The organism is Actinoplanes awajinensis subsp. mycoplanecinus, assembly GCF_001509495.1.
Lineage (GTDB): Bacteria > Actinomycetota > Actinomycetes > Mycobacteriales > Micromonosporaceae > Actinoplanes > Actinoplanes palleronii.
In genome coordinates this window covers 1-22375 of the sequence record NZ_LLZH01000337.1, presented here as the reverse complement: position 1 = coordinate 22375, position 22375 = coordinate 1, and the positions used below count along the sequence as shown (strand labels likewise).

Here is a 22375-nt window from a genome sequence, read left to right as displayed (position 1 = left end):
ATCATCCACGCCGGCACGGCTGGATATCCCTCGGCCAGCCGTTGCTACGGCGACAAGATCCTCGATCTGAACCCGCGCGCCGAGACCGGCGACGGAAACCCGGCCCTGGCCGTGCCCAGGTGGGCCGGGGCCGCCAAGAACGCGTCAAGGTCAGGTGGGCCGGCGTCAAGACGGCGTCAAGATCTGCGGTGGGACGCCCGGCGGGCGGTTGGCTGGCGGCATGTTCACGTGGGCTAAGCGGCTGTTGGTGGGCCGGCCGCTGCGAAGTGAGCGGCTGGGCGAGACCTTGCTGCCGAAGAAGCTGGCGTTGCCGGTGTTCTGCTCGGATCCGTTGTCGTCGAATGCGTACGCCACCGAGGAGATCCTGCGCGCGTTGAGCCTGGGCGGGCTGGCGCTGCTGTTGCTCACGCCGTGGATCGCCGCGTCGGTGGCGGTGCTGCTGGCCGCGGTGGTGGCGTCCTACCGGCAGACCTGTCACGCGTATCCGGCCGGGGGCGGGGCGTACACGGTCAGCCGCGCGAACCTGGGCCGGAACGCCGCCCTGGTGGCGGCGAGCGCGCTGATGGTCGACTACGTGCTGACCGTGGCGGTGTCGGTGGCCGCCGGGGTGGACGCGATCACCTCGGCGTTCCTGGAGTTGAAACCCGCTGCGGTGCTGATCTGCCTGCTCTTCGTTGCGGTGCTGACGCTGATGAACCTGCGCGGGACCAAGGAGTCCGGGACGGTGTTCGCGATCCCCACGTACGGGTTCATCGTAGTGGTGTTCCTGATGATCGTCTGGGGGTTGTGGCGTTCGGTGTCCGGGCAGGTGCCGCAGGCCGAGTCCGCGTCGTTCGGGATCGCGCCGGTGCACAGCGCGGCCGGGGTGGCGGTGCTGCTGCTGGCGTTGCGGGCGTTCTCCCAGGGCTGTACGGCGTTGACCGGGGTGGAGGCGGTCAGCAACGGGGTGCCGAACTTCAAGGCGCCCAAGAGCCGCAATGCCGCGAACACGATCACCATCATGGGTGGGATCACGATCGCGATGTTCGCCGGGATCACCGCGCTCGCGTTGATCGCACACGTGCGGGTGGCCGACGATCCCGCCCAGCTCATCGGCGCCCCGGCCGGATACGAGCAGCGCACCGCGATCGCGCAGATCGCCGGCGCGGTGTTCGGGTACGGCACGGCCGGGTTCCTGACGGTGCAGGCCTTCACCGCGGCGATTCTGATCCTGGCGGCGAACACCGCGTTCAGCGGCTTCCCGATCCTGGCCTCGATCCTGGGCCACGACGGCTACCTGCCCAAACAGTTCGCCCGCCGCGGCGACCGCCTCGTCTTCAGCAACGGTGTCATCATCCTGGCCGCCCTGGCCGGGTTGCTGATCTGGGTATTCGACGCCTCCACCAGCCGGCTGATCCAGCTGTACATCATCGGTGTGTTCGTGTCGTTCACGCTCAGCCAGTCCGGCATGGTCCGGCACTGGACCGCCGCCCTGCAGGTGACCCACGACCCGGCCGGCCGGCGGCGGCTGCACCGCTCCCGGCTGATCAACGGGGTGGGCGCGGCGCTGACCGGGGTGGTCCTCGTGGTCGTACTGATCACGAAGTTCACCCACGGTGCCTACCTGGTGGTGATCGCCATGCCCTCGATCTTCGCTCTGATGAAGGCGATCGAGCGGCACTACCGGCGAATCGGCGTCGAGCTGGAGCCGGAGCCCGGCGGTATGGTGCTGCCCTCGCGGATCCATGCCGTGGTGCTGGTCTCGCGGCTGCACAAGCCGACGCTGCGGGCCCTGGCCTATGCCCGGGCCACCCGGCCGGACACGCTGACCGCGCTGACCGTCGCCGGTAGCCCCGAGGACGTCCGCGGGTTGCACGCCGCGTGGGCCGACCGAGGCATCCCGGTCACCCTGACCGAGCTGGAGGCCCCCTACCGGGACATCACCGGCCCGGTGCTGGACTACGTCGCGGACCTGCGCCGCCGGCATCCCCGGGACCTGGTGGTGATCTACCTGCCGGAGTACGTGGTCGGGCACTGGTGGGAACACCTGCTGCACAACCAGAGCGCCCTGCGCCTCAAGGCCCGGCTGCTGTTCCAGCGCGGTGTCATGGTCACCAGCGTGCCGTGGCAGCTGACCTCCAGCCGCGCCGATGAACGAGTGTCGCAGCCGCCACCGGCGGCGCCGGAACCGGCCGGGGTGGGTGGCCGTATAACGGAACAGTGAGTATGGGGCCGCGCAGGAACTGGCTCGGCGCAGCCGTCGGCGGCGCCGGGCTTTCCGCGTGCACGCTGTTGCTGGCCCCGCACCGTGACACGGTGTCCCTGGCCGGGATCACGCTGCTCTACCTGATCCCGGTGGTGGCCGCCGCGGCGGTGGGCGGGCCGTGGCCGGCGCTGGCCGCGGTCGCCGGCGCCGACCTGCTGGTCAACTTCTTCTTCATCCCGCCGTACCACACGTTTGTGGTGGAGACCCGCGACCACGGCATCGTCCTGGCCGTCTACATCCTCGTGGCCGCTGCGGTTGCCGCCGCCGTCGAGGTGGCCGCCCGCCAGCGCGCCCGCGCCGTCCGCCGCGACGCCGAAGCCGCGCTGCTGGCCCAGGCCACCGCCGAACCGGTGGCCGGGCAGTCGCTGACCCGGCTGCTGACCCAGGTCCGCGACACGTTCGGCATGACCGCCGTCGCGTTGCTGGAGAGCAGCCCCACCGGCGAACACCCGGTGGCCGCCGTCGGCTCACCCCCGCCGGGCCGGCCCGCGCTGTCCGCACCGGCCGGTGACGGGCTACGCCTGGCCGCCTGGGGACCAGACCTGCTCGGTGAGGATCGGCAGACGCTGGCCCGGCTCGCCGGTGCCGCCGCCCGCACCCTGGAAGCGCAACGCCTGGCCGACCAAGCGGCCCGGGCCCGCGAACTGGCGGAGATCGACCGCGTCCGGGCCGCGCTGCTCGCCGCCGTCGGGCACGACCTGCGCACACCACTGGCAGGCGTCAAGGCCGCCGTGTCCAGCCTGCGCCAACCCGACCTGGACCTGCCGTCGGACGCCCGGGCCGAACTGCTGGCCACCATCGAGGAATGCAGCGACCGGCTCGATGCGCTCGTGGAGAATCTGCTGTCGATGAGCCGCCTGCAAGCCGGCATGCTCAGCGTCCATCTGGAATCCGTCGCGCTGGACGCCGTCGTCGCGCAGGCCCTGTTGCATCAGCCTGACAGCGGCAGCCGTGTCGAGCTCGACGTGTCCGACCGGCTGCCGCTCGTGCACACCGACCCGGGCCTGCTGGAACGCATCCTCGCGAACCTGATCGCCAACGCCTGCACGGCCAGCCCGGCCCAGCAGCGCATCCACATCGACGCGGCCGCTGTCGACGGTCACGTGCGCCTGCGGGTGATCGACCACGGCCCTGGCGTACCCGTTGCCGACCAGGAGCGCATCTTCGTCCCGTTTCAGCGCCTGCACGATCGCGGTCACGGCGGTCTCGGCCTCGGCCTGGCCATCGCCCGGGGCTTCACCGACGCCATCGGCGCCACCCTCACCCCGCACGACACCCCCGGCGGAGGCCTCACCATGATCGTCACCCTGCCCCGGAGCATGCCGTGACCCGAGTCCTTATCGTCGACGACGACCCGCAACTCGTCCGGGCACTGCGGATCACCCTGACCGTCAGCGGCTACCAGGTCGCCACCGCCCCGGACGCCACCACCGCTCTCACCCTCGCCGGCCGTACCCCACCCGACCTTGTCATTCTCGACCTCGGCCTGCCTGACCTCGACGGCGTAGCCGTCATCGACGCCCTGCGCGGCTGGTCATCCGCCCCGATCATCGTGCTCTCCGCCCGGCACCACGAACCCGCAAAGGTAGACGCCCTCGACGCCGGTGCCGACGACTACGTCATCAAACCCTTCGGCATGCCCGAACTGCTCGCCAGGATGCGGGCCGCACTACGCCGAGCGACCCCCGGCAGTGAGGCGGCGCCGATCGTGCGGACCGCTGCGTTCACCGTCGACCTTTCCGCCAAACGCGTCACCACGGTGGCCGGCGACGTCCGGCTGACCCCGACGGAATGGCATCTGCTGGAAATCCTGGTCCGGGAGCCGGGACGGTTGGTCACCCAGAAACAGTTGCTGCACCAGGTGTGGGGACCTGGATACGACACCGAGACCAACTACTTACGCGTCCACCTGGCGAACCTGCGTCACAAACTCGAACCCGACCCCGCCCGGCCCCGCTACCTCATCACCGAACCCGGCATCGGCTACCGCTTCACGCCCGACCACGATCCAATATGATCAGATAAATACATCTAGTACTTCCGTTCGGTGCCTGCGATCGCAGGCACCGAGGGTCTGGTGCCGCCCGGCATACCTGCGCTCCCTTGGCTCCCATCCGGAGCGGGCCGGGAGCATCGGTGCGGCTCGTGCGCAAGGTGGTGTCGCGTCATGGCGTTGCTCCGCTCCACCTACCGGGGCGCGCAGTGTGACAGTCGTGTGACATCTCTTGGCTCCAGCGGGCGTTCGAGGTCGTCCTGGGTGGCGGTGTCCTTGCAGTTCAGGGCGTTGATGCGCTGGGTTGTCGTCTCGTCTTCGGCGTGCGAAGGAGAGCGTCGGGCGGACTAACGTCACTGGCCCATGCAGGGTGCATGTTTTCGTGGACGGGGGAGTGATGGCCGACAGCGCTGGGCGGATCGAGATCTTGCTGGTCCAGGACGACCCTGCCGATGCGTTGTTGTTGAGCGACGATCTCGGGATTCACAAAGTCGTCAACAAGGTTCAGGTTGCCCACGACGTGACAACCGCGCTCGCATATCTGATGGGAACCGCGCCGTTCATTCGTCCCGCCGTTCCCGACCTCGTACTGCTCGATCTGAACCTGCCCGGCCGCAACGGCCGCGTCCTGCTGGAGCGGCTGCGGGCCGATCCGATCACCGTGGCGATCCCGGTGATCCTGTTGGTCGACTCGCCGGCGGCGGAGCAGATCGTGCGTGCGCAGTTCCTGCCGGTGCAGGGCTACGTCGTGAAACCGGTCGACTTCGACCGGCTGGCGCTGATAGTCAGGTCTCTCGACGGTCTCGGATTCCAGTTCGTGCGCACGTCGTGTGGGGCGTGACCGGTCGAGGCGATCATGGATGAGCCGGGTCGGGTAGGCTGATCGGCAGGTGCGCCGGGAAGTCTGGTCGGCAGTCGATAGACCGTTCCCACGTACCGGAGATTCTGTGCTTCTTCTGGTTTTTGCCGCAGCTCTGCTGCTGGCGGTGTTGGTGTCCGCGCTCGCCAAACGCACCATCCTGTCCACCGCGGTGTTGTTCCTGGCCGTCGGTGTGGTGCTCGGCGAGGGAACCACGGGCGTGCTGGATGTGCACGCCGACTCCGAGATCGTCTCCACGCTTGCCGAGCTGGCCCTGTTCGCGGTGTTGTTCACCGACGGGATGAAGGTCGGCTGGGCCGATCTGCGATCGGCGTGGCGGCTGCCCGGCCGGGCTCTGGGCTGGGGACTGCCGCTGACCCTGCTGGTGACCGCGGTCGCCGCGCACTACGTCGCCGGTCTCGGCTGGGCGGAGTCCCTGTTGATCGGTGCGATCCTGGCGCCGACTGATCCGGTGTTCGCCTCGGCGCTCGTCGGCAACGACAAGGTCCCGGCCCGGCTGCGGCATCTGCTGAACGTTGAGTCCGGGGTCAACGACGGGCTGGCATTGCCGTTCGTGATCGTCTTCCTGGCGGTGGCGGCCGGCTCCGACGACTTGCATCTGGGTGAACTGGCGGTGGAGGTGTCGCTCGGCCTGGCGATCGGCGTGGTCATCCCGGTCGCCGCGATTCTGCTGGAGCGCAGCCGGTTCTTCTCCGCCTCGGCCGCGTATGAACCGCTCAACGGTCTGGCGATCGGCCTGCTCGTGCTGGGAGTCGGTCAGGCGACGCATGCGAACCTGTTCCTGGCGGCGTTTGCGGCCGGTATCACGGTGGCGACATTCGGAGCCCGCCAGCGTGCCGCGTTCGAGCATTTCGGCGAGAACATCGCCGAGCTGTTCAAATTGGCGGCGCTGCTGGTGTTCGGTGCGCTGATCTCGCCGAGCTTCCTCGGGCAGGTGTCCTGGACCGGGTGGGTCTTCGCGATCCTGGCGATCTTCGTGGCCAGGCCGGTCGCGCTCTGGTTCTCGTTCCTGCGATCCGGTCTGGATCTGCGGGAGCAGGCGGCGGCGATGTGGTTCGGGCCGAAGGGTTTCGCTTCCGTGGTCTACGGACTGCTGGTTCTGGAGTCCGGGATCACCGCCGCTGACGAGATCTTCCATCTGGTCGCGCTGACCATTGTGCTGTCGATCGTGCTGCACTCCTCGACCGATGTCGTGGTGGCGCGTGCCTTCGATGAGCAAGCGGAGGTCCCGGCCTGGTATGGGGTCGTGCGTCGCAGGGTCCGGGCCGCCCGGTCCCGCTGACCTTCCTGGCGCCCGCGGTCGTTCTGTCAAGAGAATGACATGCAGCCGCGTGCTCATCGCCATCTGGCCCGGAGATTCTCGTGGTCATCGAAGGGAAGGGCGAGCATGTCGAAGCAGATGGCGAATGTGTCGGTGGCAGGGTCGGGCCCGCGAGGCCTGGATGCGGTCAGGATCGAGGAACACGGCGGGGTGGCCGTCGTCTCGGTCCGCGGTGGCATCGATGCGTCCACCGCCTCGGTGATGCGTGACGTCCTGAGCTGGGCGGTCGGCTCCTACCAACGTGTCGTCGTCGATCTGTCCCGGGCCGCACACCTCGACCGCAGTGGGCTGGGCGTGCTGATCGCGGCCCAGGACAGTGCCAACAGCCGTGCGGTGCAGCTCTGCTTCACGGCGCCCTCACCGCTGCTGCTGGCGGCGCTGTGTGAACTGCGAGCCACGGAGACGCTCGTACCGGTCACTGCGGGCGTGTCTCGGGCACCGTCTGTCTCGCGGCCGGCGACGACCTTCACGTTGCCGGGCCCCGGCCGTTCGGTTCTGGCATTCGAGGGGTTCTGAGTCCGCCACCGGAATCCGGTGACCGAGCGGAGCAGGCTGCCGGAGGCTGAGGCGGCCAGGGTGAGGCTCCGTGCAACGGCGATCGTGGCCCCGGGGCGGGCTTGCGACGCAGCGCGCATGCCGCCGTGTCCGGATCGCCACGATGGTCGGGTCCTGTGCCAGAGTGAACGGATGATCGACGGGACGCGGATCGAACAGGAACCGGGTGAAGCGGAGGTGACGGATGCGTTGCTGGCATTGAGCCGGGTCTTGGTCGGCATCTCTGCTCGTGCGCTCGGCTCGCTCGACGAAGAGGTCACTCTGCCTCAGTTCCGAACCTTGATCCTTCTGGTCAGCCGTGGGTCGTTGCGGGCTGTCGACCTGGCCGAGGAGCTCGATGTGACGCCGTCGACAGCTACTCGCATGTGTGACCGCTTGGTGCGCAAAGGCTTGGTCGCCCGTCATGAGCGGCCGGCCGATCGCCGATCGAGCTGGGTGACCCTGACGTCGGCCGGACAGGATCTGGTCGGTGATGTGATGCGCCGTCGCCGGCAGGTGCTCGCCGATCTGGTCGCCGACGTGAGCCTGACCCGGCCGGTGGCGTTCGCCTCGGTGGTCAACGCCCTCGTCGAAGCGGCCGGTGATGTCCCGGACGCACAGTGGTGGCGGCAGTGGTCGAGTGCGGTGCCGTCGGGCGAGGATTCCGCCAGAGATCTGTCGAGATGAAAAGCATGCACTGTTGAACCTTTTCGGGAGTGGCGCCGTACTTCAGCGTGAGCCTGGTCGATCACACTCCCGTGGAGGTAGAGATGGTGGGTACGTACCGGATCCGGCGTGCTGGTTCAGCGGTGACAGCGCTGCTGGCGGGCGTGCTCATGATGCCGGCGCCGGCTCAGGCCGCGCCGATCTCGCCGACCCAGCTCAATGCCGCGGACATGCTGCTGTTCAACGGCGTGCGCCAGGCCGGGTTGTGGGAGATCCCGGCCGGTCAGATGGCTGCCGACCGGGGGAGCGGCGACAAGGTCCGCAATGTGGGCACGATGATCGCCGAACAGCACGTGCAGCTCGATCAGCTGGTGGTCGACGCGGCGAATCAGCTGGGTGCGTCGATCCCGTCGACACCGACCGCCGAACAGCAGGGGTGGTTGACCGAGATGCAGAACGCGTCCGGCGCCCGCTTCGATCAGATCTTCGTGACGCGGCTACGGGCGGCACACGGCAAGATCTTCCCGGTGATCGGCGCGGTCCGGGCCTCCACCCGCAACCCGGTGGTCCGCAAACTCGCTGACCAGGCGAATGTCTTCGTCATGAACCACATGCAGATGCTGGAGAGCACGGGCATGGTGCAGTACGAGAAGCTGCCTCCTGCCGCGTTGCCGCCGGCGCAGGACACCTCGGGGCTGGCCATCGCGGAGGCCAACACCGGCATCGCTCCGCCGGTCAGCATGCTGACCCTCTGGATTGTCGTGCTGCTTGCGGTCGGTGTCGGCGGGATCACCGGCCTACGGGTGCTGCGTGGCCGGTTTCGGAGCGCCTGAGCCAGCACTGTTAAGTGTACTAGTGCATGTGTTTCGATCGTCGGGCCCGATGCGAACAGGCATCGGGCCCGCTGTCTTGCTCACCCGCACGGGCTGACTCTTCGGCGCGCCATGGGGGTAGCGGCGAGTGCGCCGGCCCGTCGGTGGATCGGGTGCCGGCTCAGGTGGGTCGAGAACAGCCGCCGGGCGAGTCGTACCCGGCCGTGCGGGTCACCGGGAGCGCTCGGTGTCGCGGCCCCGTTCCGGGATGGTCCGGGCTTGGCTGGGGTGCGTCCGTGCGCGGCAGGCCGGGGTGTGCCGCGCACGGACGCGGGAGGGTTCAGCCAGGGGAACTCTGCCCGCACTCTCCAACAGAAGTGCTGCAGTCGTATGACAGTTCTGCGACGGTCCAGGTGTGGCCGACCGTCACGAGAGTGTCATGAAATCGTGGCGGTGACGCCGATCGCTGCGGGTAAGAGTCGAAGGCAACCGCCGATGCGGCGGACCGATGGCGGAGGCGGTGATCGAGATTTGGCGACCAGGGATACGCGCAAGGCGTTCGACGAGATCGTTGCTCGGCTGGTGGCCGAGAGTCCTTCGCTGGCGGCCCGGCCGCGACGGGGGAGACTGACGAGGCTCATGCTGACACTGCTGGCAGTGATGGTCTCGCTCATGTGGGGTGGCCTGTCGGTGCTGATGGTCGTCTGGGGCCTCCCGGGCGTTCTGATCACCTGCCTGGCAGTGGCGGCGGTGGCAGGAGCCGCTTGGCGAGTGACCGCTCGTCGATGACGGCCGGTGTGCCGCATGTCGCCGGGTTAGATCTGACAGTTGGGCGTGTCCGGTGGACCTGAGGTCGTGGCGATTGCTGGTGCCCGAAACCGGTATGTCGCGCTGGTGGTCGGTGCATGCTGAGATGACCTATCGCGTGCTGTCTGGAGTGCGTCATGACAGTTCTGCTCCTGGCCGAGGACGACGAGGACACGGCGGCCATCCTGGTCCATGTCTGCCGGCACGCCGGACTGACGGTGTTTACCGCCGCCGACGGTGTCACGGCGCTGGAGATGGTCGATGCGTCGTGCCCGGACGTCGTGCTGACCGACTTGGTCATGCCCGGGATGGACGGCCTTGGCCTGATCCGTGCCGTCCGGAGCCACCGCACCGCGGCCGGTACACCGATGGTGATCCTCAGTGCTACCGATGATCCGGTGTTGGCCACGACCGGGGTGTGCGGGGTGCTGCTCAAGCCCTGCGGCAATGAACAGATCGTGGACACTGTCGAACGCCTCGCCATCCGCGGCCCGCATGAGCATTCCCGGTCCGGTGCTCATTGCGCGGCGCTGCAACCGGCTCGGGCGTAGCAGCCGTCATCCACAGACCTCGGCGTAAGCGGAATCGGGGTGATGCCGTCCCGGCGTCAAGCGGTTTGGCGAATCCGTCCGGGCCGGCCTTCGTGCAGCGCCGTGGCCAGATCGGGGAAGATCGGGAAGACGCCGTCGAGGCGCATGGTGTGCAGCACGGTACGGACGAACCGCGATGGTGCCGCCAGGAAGAGCGCGCCGGCATGCTGACGGGCCTCCCGGTGCGCGCGCACGAGCAGCCCGAGCCCGGCCGGGTCGATCAGTTCTACGGAGTGCAGGTCGACCACGACGTGGCGGCCGGCTGCGGTGGCTGACATCAAGGCGGGTCGTAGTGTGTCGGCCATCTGCTGGCCGAGGTCGGCCAGCGGCGTCATCACGGTCGTTCCCAGCTCGTCGATGTTGCGCAGGTCGTAGGACGCTCCGGTGGTGTCGGGCAGCGACAGTGGTTCGACACCCGGGGCCTCGTCCGCGCACTCCGGGCAGCGATGGGTGCCGATGGCGAACGGTGATCCGCTCCAGCCGAGGTCATTGACCGCCGGCCAGACCACGTCCTCGTCACGCAGCAGGTCGGTGGCGTTGGCCGTGCTGCCGCAAGTGTCGCAGATCAGGGTGATGACACCCGTGTCGTCACCGGGCACCGCGGTCATCGGATGCTCTCCGTCCGGTTACTGCGGTGGGTCACCGGGGGGTGTCTGCGCGCGGTGACGGCGACGACGGCGAGACCGGCTACCGGGAACGTCACCTGCAGGATCAGCTCGACGGTGGTGAGACCGGCCCGGCCCGGGTCGGTCATCTGGGCGATCAGGGTGGCGAGCATCGCGGTGCCGATGCCGACCGCGGCCGGGAGCCAGATCGGAACGTTACGGCGTATCTGCGATGACGTGATCAGACTGGCGAGGCCGATGACGAGGCCGACGGCCACCGCGGTGACGAGGCTGACTGTCGTCATGATCGAGTCCTTCCGTGGTGCGGGTGGGCGTGCCGGAGCGGGCCTTCCTGATCGAGGTTGCCTAACGGGATCGTCGAATACGGCCCGTCCTCGTGACAGTTGGATGACAAATGGTTCCGGCTGGGGCTCTGCGCGGCAGGCCTCCCCGGGTACACGGCATCATGCGGATATGACCGCGGTGCTGCTGATCGAGGATGACGACCGGATCCGCCTGTCCCTGGCGATGGCGCTGGAGGACGAGGGGTACAGCGCGACGGCGGTGGCGACCGCGGAGGAGGGCATCGCGGCGCAGCGCCGGCAGCCGGCCGACACGGTACTGGTCGACCTGATGCTGCCGGGCATGGACGGCTACGAGTGCATCCGGCAGTTGCGGCGCGACGACGACGTGCCGATCGTGGTGGTCAGTGCCCGCGACGACACCCACGACATCGTGGCAGCGCTGGAGGCAGGCGCTGACGACTACGTCATCAAGCCGGTGGCGGTCAAGGAATTGGCTGCCCGGTTGCGCGCCCTGCGGCGCCGCGCCCGGGCGACCGCAACACTGCCTCCGCAGACGTCCGTGCTGACGTTCGGCGATCTGGAGGTGCGCCCCGAGGCCGGCGAGGTGCGGCTCGCCGGAGCACTGGTGGCCGTGACCCGTACGGAGTTCCGGCTGCTCTGCGAGCTTGCCGAGCACCCCGGTCTGGTGTTGTCCCGCCAGCAACTGTTGCAGCGGGTGTGGGGTCACGAGTTCGGTGACGAACGAGTGGTCGACGTGCACGTCGGCCGGCTGCGTCAGAAGATCGAACCGCACTCCGGAAACCCGAGACACCTGGTGACCGTGCGGGGTCTGGGCTACAAGTTGCAGCCATGAGACCGCTCGGGCTGCGCGCGCGGGTCAGCGCCGCCTTCGCCGTCGGCGCGCTATTGCTGTCGGCCGTGATCAGCTTGGTGTCGTACGAGTCCACCCGGAGGACGCTGTTCAACGAGCGGGAGCGGACCGCGGTCAGGTCCACGTACTTCGACGCGGCGGTGGTCAACGCGGGGATCGCAGGCACCGACCCGAACGTGGTCGAGGTGCTGCGCTCGCTGGACACCGGTGCCGACCGGTACACCCTGTTGTATCTCGACGGACGGTGGCGCTCGCGCAGCGCCGATGCCGCCGCCGATACCGCCGTACCGGCCGGGCTGCAGGCGATGACCGCGAGTGGTCAGGCAGGGGCGCAGCGAGTGCGTCGAGACGGACAGCCATCCTTGATCGTCGGAGTGCCGCTCGCCGGGTCCGCCGCGTTCTACGAGATCGTGTCGCTGGCGGAACTGGACCGCACACTGCAGTTGCTGGCGCTGGTGCTGACCGCAGTGGCGATCATGGTGGCGGCCGGCGGCGCCGCTGTCGGCTGGTACGTGACCCGTCAGGCACTCCGTCCGATGGCGGCGGTGGCCGGCGCGGCGCACGGCATCGCCGCCGGGGATCTCAGCACCCGTCTGGACCCCGCGGCGGAACCCGACCTGGCACCGCTGTCGCTGGCCTTCAACCACATGGCCGATCAGCTCACCCGCCGGCTGGAACGCGACCGGCGGTTCGCAGCCGACGTCAGCCACGAGCTGCGCTCGCCGTTGCAGACACTGGAAGCGGCGGCGAGCGTGTTGCAGCGCCGCCAGGATCGGCTCGACGACCGCTCGGCGGCGGCGATCGGGCTCATCAGCGCGGAAGTAGGCCGATTCCAGGTACTGGTCAACGATCTGCTGGAGCTGGCGCGCAGCGACCAGCCACCGACGCCTGAAGACGTGGACGTCAGCGGGGTGGCCAGGCGGGTGTGCCAGACCCGTGGCATCGCGCCCGAGCTGATCGAGGTCAGTTCCGGGACATCGACCGTGTGGCGGGTGGACCGGCGGCGCATCGAGCAGGCGCTGGGCAATCTCGTCGACAACGCGATCCGCTACGGTGATGGTCCGGTCGCGATCCGCATCGGGTGCGACGGCACCCTCGGGTTTCTGGAGGTCGACGACGCGGGGCCCGGAGTCGCTGGCGAGGACCGGGCGACAATCTTCGACAGGTTCGTGCGGGGCCCGGCGGCAAACGCGCGCGGTACGAGCGATGGCACCGGCCTGGGGCTGGCGATCGTGGTGGAGCACGCGGCCGCGCACGGCGGGCGGGCGACGGTCGGCGACCGGCCCGGCGGCGGTGCCCGGTTCCGGATCGACCTGCCGGGGTGTGTGCGATGACCGGAGCACGGCCGATCGCCGTCGCCGTGGTGGCGCTGTGCCTGGCACTCACCGGGTGCGGGGTACCCGCACAGGACGAGCCGCATGAGGTGGCGCTGCCCCGCCGTCCGTTGACTGACGCGTCGTCCACCGTCGTCAGCGCCGATCCCGTGGGTCAAGCGGCCCAGGTGTTGTGTCTGGTCCACGAGGGGCGGCTGGCGCAGTCGGTCCGCCGCGCCGATGCTGCCCTGTCCCCACAGGGCCAGCTCGACGCCCTCGCCGCCGGGCCGACCGAGGCGGAACAGGCACAGGGGCTGTCGAGTGCTCTTGCCGGGCTGTCGCTGGTGCTGGCCACGCCGCCGGTCGCCGCCGCGGTGACGGTCGAAGTCACGGAGGCCGACGAGGGCGCTGCCCGCAGTGACGAAATTCTTGCGTACGGGCAGATCGTCTGCACCCTCACCTCCCGTGCTGACGTCAGCTCGGTGGCATTCACCCGCGGCGGGCAGCCGCTGAGGGTTCCGCGCGGTGACGGCACCCTGACGGAGCAGCCGTTGGGGGCCGAGGACTACCAGGATCTGATCGGTCCGCCCTGACCGGCGCCCGACGGGTGGACTCGGGTCCGGCCGCCGTGCGCGCAGCGCATTGTCATGGAACTGACGAATCTTCGTGAGCGGACAGTCATCGCTTTGAGTGACGATGAGGCTACGTTTCGCGTTGAATTCGGGGGGTCGCCATGATTGTGGTTCTCGTCTGCCTGACCGTTGCGGGAGCTGTCGTCGCGGCGCTGGGCACTGTCTATTCCATGGGCTGGCTGATCCTCGCGGGCGGATTCGCTCTGATCATCGGCGCTCTGGCGGCGCCCTCCGCTGGATCGCACCGCTGAAACCGGATCTGCTCAATCCCGTGAGGAGAGCCTGATGAACCAGTATCAAGGTTGGCGGCGCGACAGCAGCATCACCGGCCACCACGAGTCAGGACGCGACAACGCGCAGCGCGTCGTCGCCTCCGCCGAGGACTTCGCCGTCGCTGACCGGGCGGTCCAGCGTCTGGTCGAGTGCGGTGTTCCGGCGCGAGGATTGTCCCTCGTCGGCCGCGATCTGCGGGTCGGACCGCCCGTGGTCGGACAGTTGCCGACACCCGAGGTGGCGCTGCGCGGCGGCGTGCTGGGCCTGCTGGTGAGCGCCTCGGTGGCGTGGCTGCTCGTGGTGTCCGACCTGGTGGATCCGGTGGCCGGGCCGGCCCGGCTGACACTGTCGGCGATGATCATGGGAGCGGTGTTCGGCAGTTCGCTGGGAGTGGCCGGCTACGGGCTCACCCGTAGCCGGCGGCCGGCGCCCGCGCAGGTCCGCGCCGGCTATTACGCGGTGCTGGTCGATGAGGAGCTCGCTGACCGTGCCGCCTGGCTGCTGCAGGACCGCCACGCCGGCCTGGGCACGCCACCATCAAGTCCTGCGGCCACCTGACGCCCGCCCGCCGAGCCCCGTCGGCCGGCGTTGACGAGATCGTCGGGAAACCGTCATGACATCGCGTGCTCGCTGCCGTACAGCCCCGCAATCCTCGTCGGCAACGACGAAGGAGCGGCTGATGTCCAAGTTCGATGTGGCAGCGAGGGGAACTACCGATGCGTGAGCGATGTGCCTCCGAGGCGGTGATCTTCGTCGACGAAGCGCTGGAGGAGTCTGCGGTCTCCCGCTGGGGGCAGCTCCTGGAAGAGGCGGTGACATTGCACCCGGGGCGTCTGGTCGTTGATCTGCGCGATGCGCCCCGGATCGATGAGAGCGCCATCGTGATGCTGTTGCAGGTCCACCACGCCGTGACGATGGGCAATGGCCGGCTGCTGCTGAGGGCGCCCGGACCTCAGGTGCGCGGCATGCTGGCATTCGGTCGCCTCGACTCGTTCTTCGAGATCGTTTGAGGGCGGGCCCGTTGTGATCACCGAGACTCGGGGATCACAACGGGCAGCACGGCCAGACTTGTCCTGCCGACCACAACGAAAGCAGTCTGAACGTCACCGGGGTGACGACGGGACACAACGCGGGCTCGTGACGTTTCTTTAGCCTCGCGGCTCCCGGTGAACGCACTGCGGGTGACGGTGCCCGAACCGGTACACCGCCACCCGAGGCGTTCAGACCTCCTCATAGGCCCGAGAAAAGGATCCTCTACGGGTATGGCAGTCACATCCCGTCCGCATGACGAATTCATGACAAAGTCCGTCGCTCGGTGTCCGATAGATCAGCGCGCTTGCCATTTCGTCCCGGACACCGTGGTGAATGGATTCGTCGCGCAACTGTCATCTCGCCGGGAAGGATCTGCCATGTTCTCGCAGAATCGTGTCAAGGGACTCGGGGCCGGAAACGCTCGCTTCTGGAGGACGCATGTACCCCTTCTGGAATTACCACGACGAGGGCTACCGCCGCAGTGGAGCCCGGCGGCCCGCGCCGGACGGTGAACACGAGACGCACTGTGTCGGCGGAAACCCTGACGACGTGATGCTGGCGGACCGGGTGGCCGACGCGTTGCGCCGTGACCGGCAGGTGCGCGGTCGCCACGTGGAGATCCTCGTACAGAATCGGGTTGTCATCCTGCTCGGCGAGGTCGACACGGTGCGCGCCAGCATTGCTGCCGGCCGGTGTGTCTGGGCTGTTCCCGGTGTCTTCGACGTCTGCAACCGTCTCAGGATCGAAAAAGCGGCGGTTCGGGACTGACCTCAGCAGGGTGCGGCGACAGCTCCCGGAAGTGGCTGCGGGCTGGTTCGCGACACCTGAAGCGGTCCGCTTCGAGCAATGTCCGAACATGCCGAGGCGTGTGTCCGGGCGAGCGAACTCTCACGCGCCGGACCGGGCCCGGTCCGATTGAGGATCATGGGTAGGCCGCCGTCGTCCGGAGCGGTGATGAGAATGTCACCCATACACCAGTAGCGGCCCGCGCCGAAGAACGGGTCCGTGTCGACGGCGTCGCGCGGATACCCTGCCGGCAGTATGTCGTCGGCCGTGCCGGCATCGGACGGTCTCCGAATCTCGATAGCCACCTGGGTTGTCCGCACGACGTCGCCCAGCGGCCGCCACCTGCCGGTCGCTCCCGGAGGCGGCAGTGGTCCGTCGGTGCTGACGGTTGTGGTCATGGTGCCGGTAGCGGTGCCCGTGTAACGAAATCTGCCACCGATCTTGGTATCTGCGAGCTGCACGGTGAAGGTCACCGGGGACATGCCGGTGAAATCCACTGCGGTGTGGCCGTCGGGGCCGATCGCGACCCGGAATCCGGCTCCGCCGGTGAGATGGGCGGCGGTGGACCCGCCGGTCGGATGTTCGGGAAGTCCGATGCTTCGCCAGTGGCCGACGGCGCAGGCCGGTACCGCCGCGGGCGATCTGACGGCGGCGTGGGCCGGTACGCCGGCGAGCAGGACACCGGTGATAAAGCCGGCGCCGTACAAGTAGGTTTTGGGCATGATTTGTCACCTCTTTCGTCGCTCTGAGTACCCGTAGAGCAGTGAGGTTCACGTGACAGTTGCGTGACGAGCCGCCAGCGCCCACGCCGCACTCGGTAATGGGGCGACCGCATCGGCGGTTTCGCGATGGGTGTCGAGGGCACGAGGAGAGGCAACCGCACCATCAAACTGATCGGTAGGGCAAAGGTCATGCAGCTGGGAATGGTTGGACTCGGGCGGATGGGTGCCAATCTCGCTCGCCGGTTGATGGCGGCGGGCCATGAATGCGTGGTGTTCGACACCGATCCGACGGCGGTCGAAGCTGTGGTCGCCGAGGGTGCCGTCGGCTGCGGTTCGCTGGAGGAGATCAGTGATAAATTGCGGGCACCCCGGGCCGTGTGGGTGATGGTGCCCGCGGGCGATCCGACGGAGCAGGTCGTCCGCGCCCTGGCCGCGAGCCTCGACTCCGGTGACGCGATCATCGACGGCGGGAATTCGTACTACCGCGATGACATTGCCCGGGCCGCCGCCCTCGCCGAGCAGGGCATCGACTACATAGACGTCGGCACCAGCGGCGGGGTGTGGGGCCGGGACCGCGGATACTGCCTCATGATCGGCGGTGGCGCGGAGGCGGTTCAGCGACTGGACCCGCTGTTCGCCGCGATTGCACCGGGTGTGCAGGCGGCCCCTCGTACGCGGGGGCGGGGCTCAGAGCCGATCGCGGCGGAGCATGGCTACCTGCACTGCGGACCTCCGGGAGCCGGACACTTCGTGAAGATGGTGCACAACGGCATCGAATACGGACTCATGGCCGCCTATGCCGAAGGTTTCAACATCCTGCGTAACGCCGGCATCGGCACTGCGACCCGGCAGGCTGATGCGGAGACGGCACCGCTGGCGCATCCGGAGTACTACCAGTACGAACTGGCCATCCCGGAGATCGCCGAGGTCTGGCGCCGCGGCAGCGTCATCTCCTCCTGGCTGCTCGATCTCACTGCGGACGCGCTGGTGCAGTCACCTGATCTCGACGATTACTCCGGCCGGGTGTCCGATTCCGGAGAGGGCCGGTGGACCGCCGTCGCGGCGATCGAGGAAGGGGTGCCCGCGCCCGTGCTGCTGACCGCTCTCACCTCTCGGTTCAGCTCCCGCGGCCTCGATCACTTCGCCAGCCAGACGCTGTCGGCGATGCGCCAGCAGTTCGGCGGTCACGCCGAGAAGCCCGCCGGATGACCGGTGAAGCCACGGCCGTTGCCGGCGGCGTTGTAGAACCTGTCAGCCCAGGACGCGTCGAAGGCGGCCCAGCGTGAATCGTCAACGATGGTCGGTGCTCGGCGATACCTGGCGCACCCAGCTGTGGCCGGTTCCGACGTTCTGTGTCGCGCTCGCGGTGTTGCTCGGAGTCGTGTTGCCTCGCCTTGACGCGGACATCGACGAAGATCTTCCTGGTGTGGTCACGGTGTACCTGTTCAGCGGGGGACCGGAGGCGGCGCGTGCGGTGCTGTCCGCGGTGGCCGGCTCGCTGGTCACGGTGACGTCGCTGACGTTCTCGCTGACCGTGGTGACCCTGCAATTGGCCAGCAGCCAGTTCTCCCCACGGCTGTTGCGGACGTTCACCCGTGACCGGCTGGTGCACCTCAGCCTGGGGATGCTGCTGGCCACCTTCGTCTACGCGTTGACGGTTCTGCGTACCGTACGAGGCGACCTGCCCGATCAGCCGGCGTTCGTCCCGCAGATCTCGGTGACCGTGGCGTACTTGTTGGCGCTGGTCAGCGTGCTCGCGCTGGTGGTCTTCCTCGCCCATCTGTCCCGCCAGATCCGGGTCGAGTGGATGATGCGACAGGTCCATGCCGAGACGAACGCGACGATCGGACGGGTCCTGACCGGCGAGGGCACGGCACGAACCGCGCCGATCGCACCCGATGATGCGATCGTGCTCACCGCCGGCGGATCCGGTTTCCTGACATCCGTCGACGAGCGGGCGCTGCTGGCCGCGGCCATGGACAACGCCGCGGTGGTGCTCATCGATCGGCTGCCCGGCGACTCCCTGGTGGCCGGGACGCCCATCGGGCAGGCTTGGCCTTTCCTGCGTGATGCCAGGCTCGTCAAGACACGTCACGACGCCCTGACCGGGTGCCTGCACCGCGCCGTACGGACCGGATTCGAACGCACGGCTGCTCAGGACGTCGCATTCGGGCTGCGGCAGCTGGTCGACGTCGTGGTCAAGGCGTTGTCGCCCGGCGTCAACGATCCCACCACTGCCGTGCACGGCTTGGGCCACATCGCGGTGCTGATGTGTGACCTGGCCGGGCGTGACCTGGGCCCGCGCCTGGTGTGCGACGACGAGGGCCAGACCCGATTGGTGCTGCGGCGCCCGAGCTTCGACGAGTTGCTGGACCTGGCCGTGGCACAACCACGCCGCTACGGTGCCGCGGAACCGGTGGTGCTGTCCCGTCTCGCGACCATGCTTCGCGAGATCGCGTGGACCGCCTCCGGCTCGGTGCAGCGAGCAGCGGTCGCCCGTCACCTCGAGTCTCTCGTGGCCACGATCGAGCAGCAGAGCTTCGACCCGAGCGAAAGGGATGTTCTGCGCGACGATGTGCAACGGGTGCGCCACGCCCTCGCCGGCAGCTGGCAGTGACCCGACCGGTCCTTGACCGGGTTACCGGACCCCGTTCATGAGACGGCTGATCGGCTTGGCGGCCAGCGCGAGGGACAGACCGAGCACGATGGCCACGGCACCGAGAATGCCGAAGTAGGCCGTCTCGTGATCAGCGCTGTAGTAGCCGGCGAGGGTTCCCGACAGGGCGGTCCCCAGCGCCACGGACAGGAAAAACAGGGCCACCATCTGTGTGTGGAAGACCCGCGGGGCGAGCTTGGTGGACAGCGACAGCCCTACCGGTGACAGCAGCAGCTCGGCGACGGTGAAGACCAGCAGAATTCCGGTGAGGGCGAGCAGCGGGGCGCTGCTGGGTCCGCCGCCGGCCAACGGCAGGAACAGCAGAAAGGCGACACCCATGATGGCCGTTCCGGCGGCGAACTTGACAGGTGTCGACGGCTGGCGGTCACCGAGCCGGGTCCAGATCCCGGCGAAGACCCCGGACAGCACGATGATGAAGACCGGATTGATCGACTGTACCCAGGACACCGGCATCTCCCAGCCGAGCACGTTCCGGTCGAGGCGCTGGTCGGAGTAGATGGTCACCACGGTGAACTGCTGCTGATACAGCGACCAGAACGCCGCGCTGGCCAGGAACATCGGAATGAACGCCAGTACCCGCCGCCGCTCCACAGCGGTGATGTGGCGACTGGTGAGGATGACCGTGAAGTAGCCGACCGCGGCTGCCGCGCTGACGATGACGACGACGTTCGCCAACCGATCCGCGGAGAGCACCCCGGTGACGGCCAGCAGGGTGACAGCGGCGATGGCCGCGATGCCGGCTACTGCCACCATCAGGCGTGACCGGTGCGGAAGCGGATTCGGTACCTCGCGGGCCGTGGCGGGCATGCGGCGGCGTCCCATGCTGTACTGCACCAGGCCGATGGCCATGCCGATGGCGGCGAGGCCGAATCCGAAGTGGAAGCCGGCGTTCTTCTGCAGCAGCCCGGTCAACAACGGCCCGGCCAGGGCGCCGAGGTTGATCCCGAGATAGAACAGGGAGAAGCCGGCGTCGCGGCGTTCGTCGTGTTCGTCGTACAAGGAACCCACCAGGGACGTGGCGTTGGCCTTGACGCCGCCGCTGCCGATCGCGATCATGACGAGGCCGACGCTGACACCGGTGAGCCCGGGCAGGACAGCGAGAGCGATGTGTCCGCACATGACCAGGACGGCGCTCAGGAACAGCACACGTTCCGGGCCGAGCAGCCGGTCGGCTGTCCACGCGCCGAGGATGGTGGACAGGTACACGGCGCCGCCGTAGGCACCGACGATGCTGGTGGCGGTGCCTTCGCGGATGCCGAGCCCGCCGTCGGCGGTGGAGTAGTAGAGGTAGATCAGCAGGATGCCCTGCATCCCGTAGAACGAGAACCGTTCCCACAGTTCGACACCGAACAGGTTGGCCAGCGGTCGCGGCTGGCCGAAGAAGGACCTGTCCTGTTCCGGTGCTGACGCGCTGACAACCATCTCGATCGACTCCGCCCTTGAGTGCGGGAATGCGACAGGACCGTTCAGTTCCCGAGTGCCCGCGTCATAAACGGCTATCCGCCGCACCGGCGTCGACCTGCCGGTGACGTCACATGTGCGTAGGACGCTCGAGACCGCGTTGACGGCGTACCCGTGGGTGATCGTGGATCTGAGCCGGGCCGGCGCGATGGACTCCGGGGGGAGCCCCGGTGACCATGGGGCCGCTGTTGTGGCGTCGTATGCGTACGTGTGCCGGGAAGCCTGGTCAGCGAGTCGAGTGACGCCGACTGCCGGAGGCCCCGTGAACTTGCCCGAATTCTGTTCGCCGCCGGTGGGCTCGTCCTGCTCACCCTCGCCGCTGATCATCTCGTGCTCGGTTCGTCGCGGCTGGCGATGCGGCTGCGGATCCCGCCCGTCGTCGTGGGTGTGGTGGTCATCGGGCTGGGAACCTCGGCGCCGGAGTTCCTGGTGTCGGGTGTCGCCGCCGCCCGCGGCGACTCCGGGACCGCGGTGGGGAACCTCGTCGGTTCGAACGTTCTCAACGGTCGTTGGCGGTCACCTCGACGGTGGTCCGCCGCGAGGTTCCGCTGGCTGTCGCCGCCGTCGCGGTGTTCGCGTTCGTGGCCTGGGCCGGTCTGTCGCGGGTGACCGGTGCGCTGCTCGGTGTGCTGGCCATCGGTGCCGTCGTCGTGCTTCTGCGCTGTGCCGGGTATGGCCGCGACGAGCCTCGTTCAGGCCGGTGATCTCCACATGTTTGCCGCGCGAGGCGTACTTGGTGGTGATGGCGTCGAGGGCGGCGACGGAGGAGGCGTCCCAGATGTGGGCGCCGCTCATGTCGACCACGATCCGGTTCGGGTCGCCGGCGTAGTCGAACTGGTACACCAGGTCGTTGCTGGAGACGAAGAAGAGCTCACCGCGTACGAAATAGGTCTTGGTGTTGTCGTCCTCGGCGGTCGCGGTGGTGACCTGGGTGAAGTGCGCGACCCGGCGGGCGAAGACGACCATGGCGGTGAGCACGCCGAGCACCACCCCGATGGCGAGGTTGCCGGTGGCCAGGGTGCCGGCGACGGTGACCAGCATGACGACGATCTCACCGGCCGGCATGCGCCGCAGCGTCGCCGGGCGATGCTGTGCCAGTCGAAGGTGCCGACCGACACCAGGATCATGACGGCGACCAGGGCGGCCATCGGGATCCGGGCGACCACGTCGCCGAGTGCGACGGCCAGCACGAGCAGCTGTGGGCCGAGGTCTGCCACGAGATCGACCTTCCGGGGCCGGCATCCCGACTGGCGCCGATCCTCACCGGTTGGCAGGACCGGGTCGCCAGTACCGGAGCTACCACGGAGGGTTCCATCGCCTACGGTCTCGGCCTTGCGCTGGCGACCCTCGGCCGCATCGATGAAGCGGCCGCCGCCTACGACGTCGCTCTCACTGTGAACCGCCGTCTCCGAGCGCCCCTGTTCGTCGCCCGTACCCAACTCGCCTACGCCGGTCTGCTCGCCGGGTCCGAACCGGGCGCGGCCCGCGATCTGGCCGCCGATGCCAGGAGCGCTGCCCATCGATTCGGCTTCGCCGGCATCACTCGGCGTGCCGAGCAACTCCTCGGACGTCTTCCTCGAGTCGTGTGATCCCAGCAGGGCAGGCCGATCTCTTGCCCTGCTCGTCCAGGGTGCGAGACGGGCCGGCTGCTAGGTTGATCGCAGGTGTGCCGGGAAGTCTGGTCGGCGAGTGATGGTTGCTGTCCGGATCCGAGAGGCGCAGATGAGATGACCACGCTTTCCTGGATCACTGTCGTGGTGTTCGTCGCGGCGTACGTGCTGATCGCGACCGAGAAGATCAATCGGGTGGCGGTCGCGCTCGGCGGCGCATCGATCATGCTGGCGCTCGGT

At 68.4% G+C, this 22375-nt stretch carries 23 protein-coding genes and 2 pseudogenes; 20 read left to right on the top strand and 5 right to left on the bottom strand.

The features are described 5' to 3' along the window. The first annotated feature begins 220 nt into the window (after positions 1 to 220). From ADL15_RS47430 to ADL15_RS47385, 9 genes are all read left to right on the top strand, one after another. Positions 221 to 2203, top strand: coding sequence for an APC family permease (locus tag ADL15_RS47430; RefSeq protein ID WP_067706950.1), 1983 nt, complete (start codon positions 221 to 223; stop codon positions 2201 to 2203). A 2-nt stretch (positions 2204 to 2205) separates the two neighbouring features. Beyond that, positions 2206 to 3573, top strand: coding sequence for a sensor histidine kinase (locus ADL15_RS47425; protein WP_067706947.1), 1368 nt, complete (start codon positions 2206 to 2208; stop codon positions 3571 to 3573). Continuing rightward, positions 3570 to 4262 (top strand): response regulator, encoded by a 693-nt coding sequence (locus tag ADL15_RS47420; protein WP_067706945.1) that lies wholly within the window; start codon positions 3570 to 3572, stop codon positions 4260 to 4262. Before ADL15_RS47425 ends, ADL15_RS47420 begins: the two co-directional genes overlap by 4 nt. A gap of 373 nt (positions 4263 to 4635) precedes the next feature. Beyond that, the gene (locus ADL15_RS47415) at positions 4636 to 5079 is read left to right on the top strand and encodes a response regulator (protein ID WP_067706943.1); all 444 of its coding nucleotides are present in this window, start codon (positions 4636 to 4638) and stop codon (positions 5077 to 5079) included. Positions 5080 to 5185: 106 nt separating this feature from the next. Further along, a complete protein-coding gene (locus ADL15_RS47410; RefSeq protein ID WP_067706940.1) occupies positions 5186 to 6400 on the top strand; it encodes a cation:proton antiporter in 1215 nt (404 codons plus the stop codon). Between the two features lie 105 nt (positions 6401 to 6505). Next, positions 6506 to 6955: an STAS domain-containing protein gene (locus tag ADL15_RS47405; protein ID WP_067706937.1), complete on the top strand. Its 450-nt coding sequence runs from the start codon at positions 6506 to 6508 to the stop codon at positions 6953 to 6955. 171 nt (positions 6956 to 7126) lie between these two features. Continuing rightward, positions 7127 to 7660 (top strand): MarR family winged helix-turn-helix transcriptional regulator, encoded by a 534-nt coding sequence (locus tag ADL15_RS47400; protein WP_067706935.1) that lies wholly within the window; start codon positions 7127 to 7129, stop codon positions 7658 to 7660. A 122-nt stretch (positions 7661 to 7782) separates the two neighbouring features. Beyond that, on the top strand, positions 7783 to 8472 hold the full coding sequence (locus ADL15_RS47395) for a DUF4142 domain-containing protein (protein WP_338025641.1): 690 nt from the start codon (positions 7783 to 7785) through the stop codon (positions 8470 to 8472). Positions 8473 to 9395: 923 nt separating this feature from the next. Beyond that, positions 9396 to 9809: a response regulator gene (locus tag ADL15_RS47385; RefSeq protein WP_067706929.1), complete on the top strand. Its 414-nt coding sequence runs from the start codon at positions 9396 to 9398 to the stop codon at positions 9807 to 9809. A gap of 56 nt (positions 9810 to 9865) precedes the next feature. Here the strand turns inward: ADL15_RS47385 and ADL15_RS47380 are convergent, their stop codons facing one another. Both ADL15_RS47380 and ADL15_RS47375 read right to left on the bottom strand, forming a co-directional pair. Next, positions 9866 to 10456, bottom strand: a complete 591-nt coding sequence (locus ADL15_RS47380; RefSeq protein ID WP_067706925.1) for an STAS domain-containing protein — start codon at positions 10454 to 10456, stop codon at positions 9866 to 9868. Beyond that, positions 10453 to 10758 carry a hypothetical protein gene (locus tag ADL15_RS47375; RefSeq protein ID WP_067706922.1) on the bottom strand — a complete coding sequence of 102 codons (306 nt, stop codon included), beginning with the start codon at positions 10756 to 10758 and terminating at the stop codon, positions 10453 to 10455. The genes ADL15_RS47380 and ADL15_RS47375 overlap by 4 nt, the downstream gene beginning before the upstream one ends. A 169-nt stretch (positions 10759 to 10927) precedes the next feature. On the opposite strand from ADL15_RS47375, the gene ADL15_RS47370 reads away from it, so the two are divergent. The 7 genes from ADL15_RS47370 to ADL15_RS54795 all read left to right on the top strand — a co-directional run bounded on the left by ADL15_RS47370 (position 10928) and on the right by ADL15_RS54795 (position 15647). Next, positions 10928 to 11611 (top strand): response regulator transcription factor, encoded by a 684-nt coding sequence (locus tag ADL15_RS47370; RefSeq protein ID WP_067706914.1) that lies wholly within the window; start codon positions 10928 to 10930, stop codon positions 11609 to 11611. Continuing rightward, positions 11608 to 12963, top strand: a complete 1356-nt coding sequence (locus tag ADL15_RS47365) for a sensor histidine kinase (RefSeq protein ID WP_067706913.1) — start codon at positions 11608 to 11610, stop codon at positions 12961 to 12963. Before ADL15_RS47370 ends, ADL15_RS47365 begins: the two co-directional genes overlap by 4 nt. Beyond that, a complete protein-coding gene (locus tag ADL15_RS47360; protein WP_067706912.1) occupies positions 12960 to 13535 on the top strand; it encodes a GerMN domain-containing protein in 576 nt (191 codons plus the stop codon). The genes ADL15_RS47365 and ADL15_RS47360 overlap by 4 nt, the downstream gene beginning before the upstream one ends. 140 nt (positions 13536 to 13675) lie before the next feature. After that, positions 13676 to 13825: a hypothetical protein gene (locus ADL15_RS53745; RefSeq protein ID WP_157442051.1), complete on the top strand. Its 150-nt coding sequence runs from the start codon at positions 13676 to 13678 to the stop codon at positions 13823 to 13825. A gap of 34 nt (positions 13826 to 13859) precedes the next feature. Further along, the gene (locus tag ADL15_RS47355) at positions 13860 to 14405 is read left to right on the top strand and encodes a hypothetical protein (protein WP_067706909.1); all 546 of its coding nucleotides are present in this window, start codon (positions 13860 to 13862) and stop codon (positions 14403 to 14405) included. Positions 14406 to 14590: 185 nt separating this feature from the next. After that, positions 14591 to 14857, top strand: a complete 267-nt coding sequence (locus ADL15_RS47350; RefSeq protein WP_067706906.1) for an STAS domain-containing protein — start codon at positions 14591 to 14593, stop codon at positions 14855 to 14857. Between the two features lie 460 nt (positions 14858 to 15317). Further along, entirely contained in the window at positions 15318 to 15647 is a 330-nt protein-coding gene (locus ADL15_RS54795; protein ID WP_067706903.1) for a BON domain-containing protein, read from the top strand. 2 nt (positions 15648 to 15649) lie between these two features. Here the strand turns inward: ADL15_RS54795 and ADL15_RS47340 are convergent, their stop codons facing one another. Next, on the bottom strand, positions 15650 to 16387 hold the full coding sequence (locus ADL15_RS47340) for a hypothetical protein (protein WP_067706900.1): 738 nt from the start codon (positions 16385 to 16387) through the stop codon (positions 15650 to 15652). Positions 16388 to 16576: 189 nt separating this feature from the next. Between ADL15_RS47340 and gnd the strand changes: the two genes are divergently transcribed. Together gnd and ADL15_RS47330 are read left to right on the top strand one after the other, a co-directional pair. Further along, positions 16577 to 17596, top strand: a complete 1020-nt coding sequence (gene gnd / locus ADL15_RS47335; RefSeq protein ID WP_067706898.1) for a phosphogluconate dehydrogenase (NAD(+)-dependent, decarboxylating) — start codon at positions 16577 to 16579, stop codon at positions 17594 to 17596. 73 nt (positions 17597 to 17669) lie between these two features. Further along, positions 17670 to 19004, top strand: a complete 1335-nt coding sequence (locus ADL15_RS47330) for a DUF2254 domain-containing protein (protein ID WP_067706895.1) — start codon at positions 17670 to 17672, stop codon at positions 19002 to 19004. 21 nt (positions 19005 to 19025) lie between these two features. On the opposite strand, the gene ADL15_RS47325 is transcribed toward ADL15_RS47330, so the two are convergent. Then, positions 19026 to 20486, bottom strand: a complete 1461-nt coding sequence (locus ADL15_RS47325; RefSeq protein ID WP_067706892.1) for a peptide MFS transporter — start codon at positions 20484 to 20486, stop codon at positions 19026 to 19028. A 261-nt stretch (positions 20487 to 20747) separates the two neighbouring features. Here ADL15_RS47325 and ADL15_RS52340 point away from each other — a divergent pair. Then, positions 20748 to 21205 (top strand): annotated as a pseudogene (locus ADL15_RS52340) (calcium/sodium antiporter); the annotation flags it as partial. Between the two features lie 7 nt (positions 21206 to 21212). On the opposite strand, the pseudogene ADL15_RS53740 reads toward ADL15_RS52340, so the two are convergent. After that, positions 21213 to 21730, bottom strand: a pseudogene (locus tag ADL15_RS53740) (STAS domain-containing protein); the annotation flags it as partial. Here ADL15_RS53740 and ADL15_RS54790 point away from each other — a divergent pair. Then, on the top strand, positions 21617 to 22114 hold the full coding sequence (locus ADL15_RS54790) for a hypothetical protein (protein WP_198171323.1): 498 nt from the start codon (positions 21617 to 21619) through the stop codon (positions 22112 to 22114). The pseudogene ADL15_RS53740 and the gene ADL15_RS54790 overlap by 114 nt on opposite strands. The last annotated feature ends 261 nt before the right edge of the window (positions 22115 to 22375 follow it).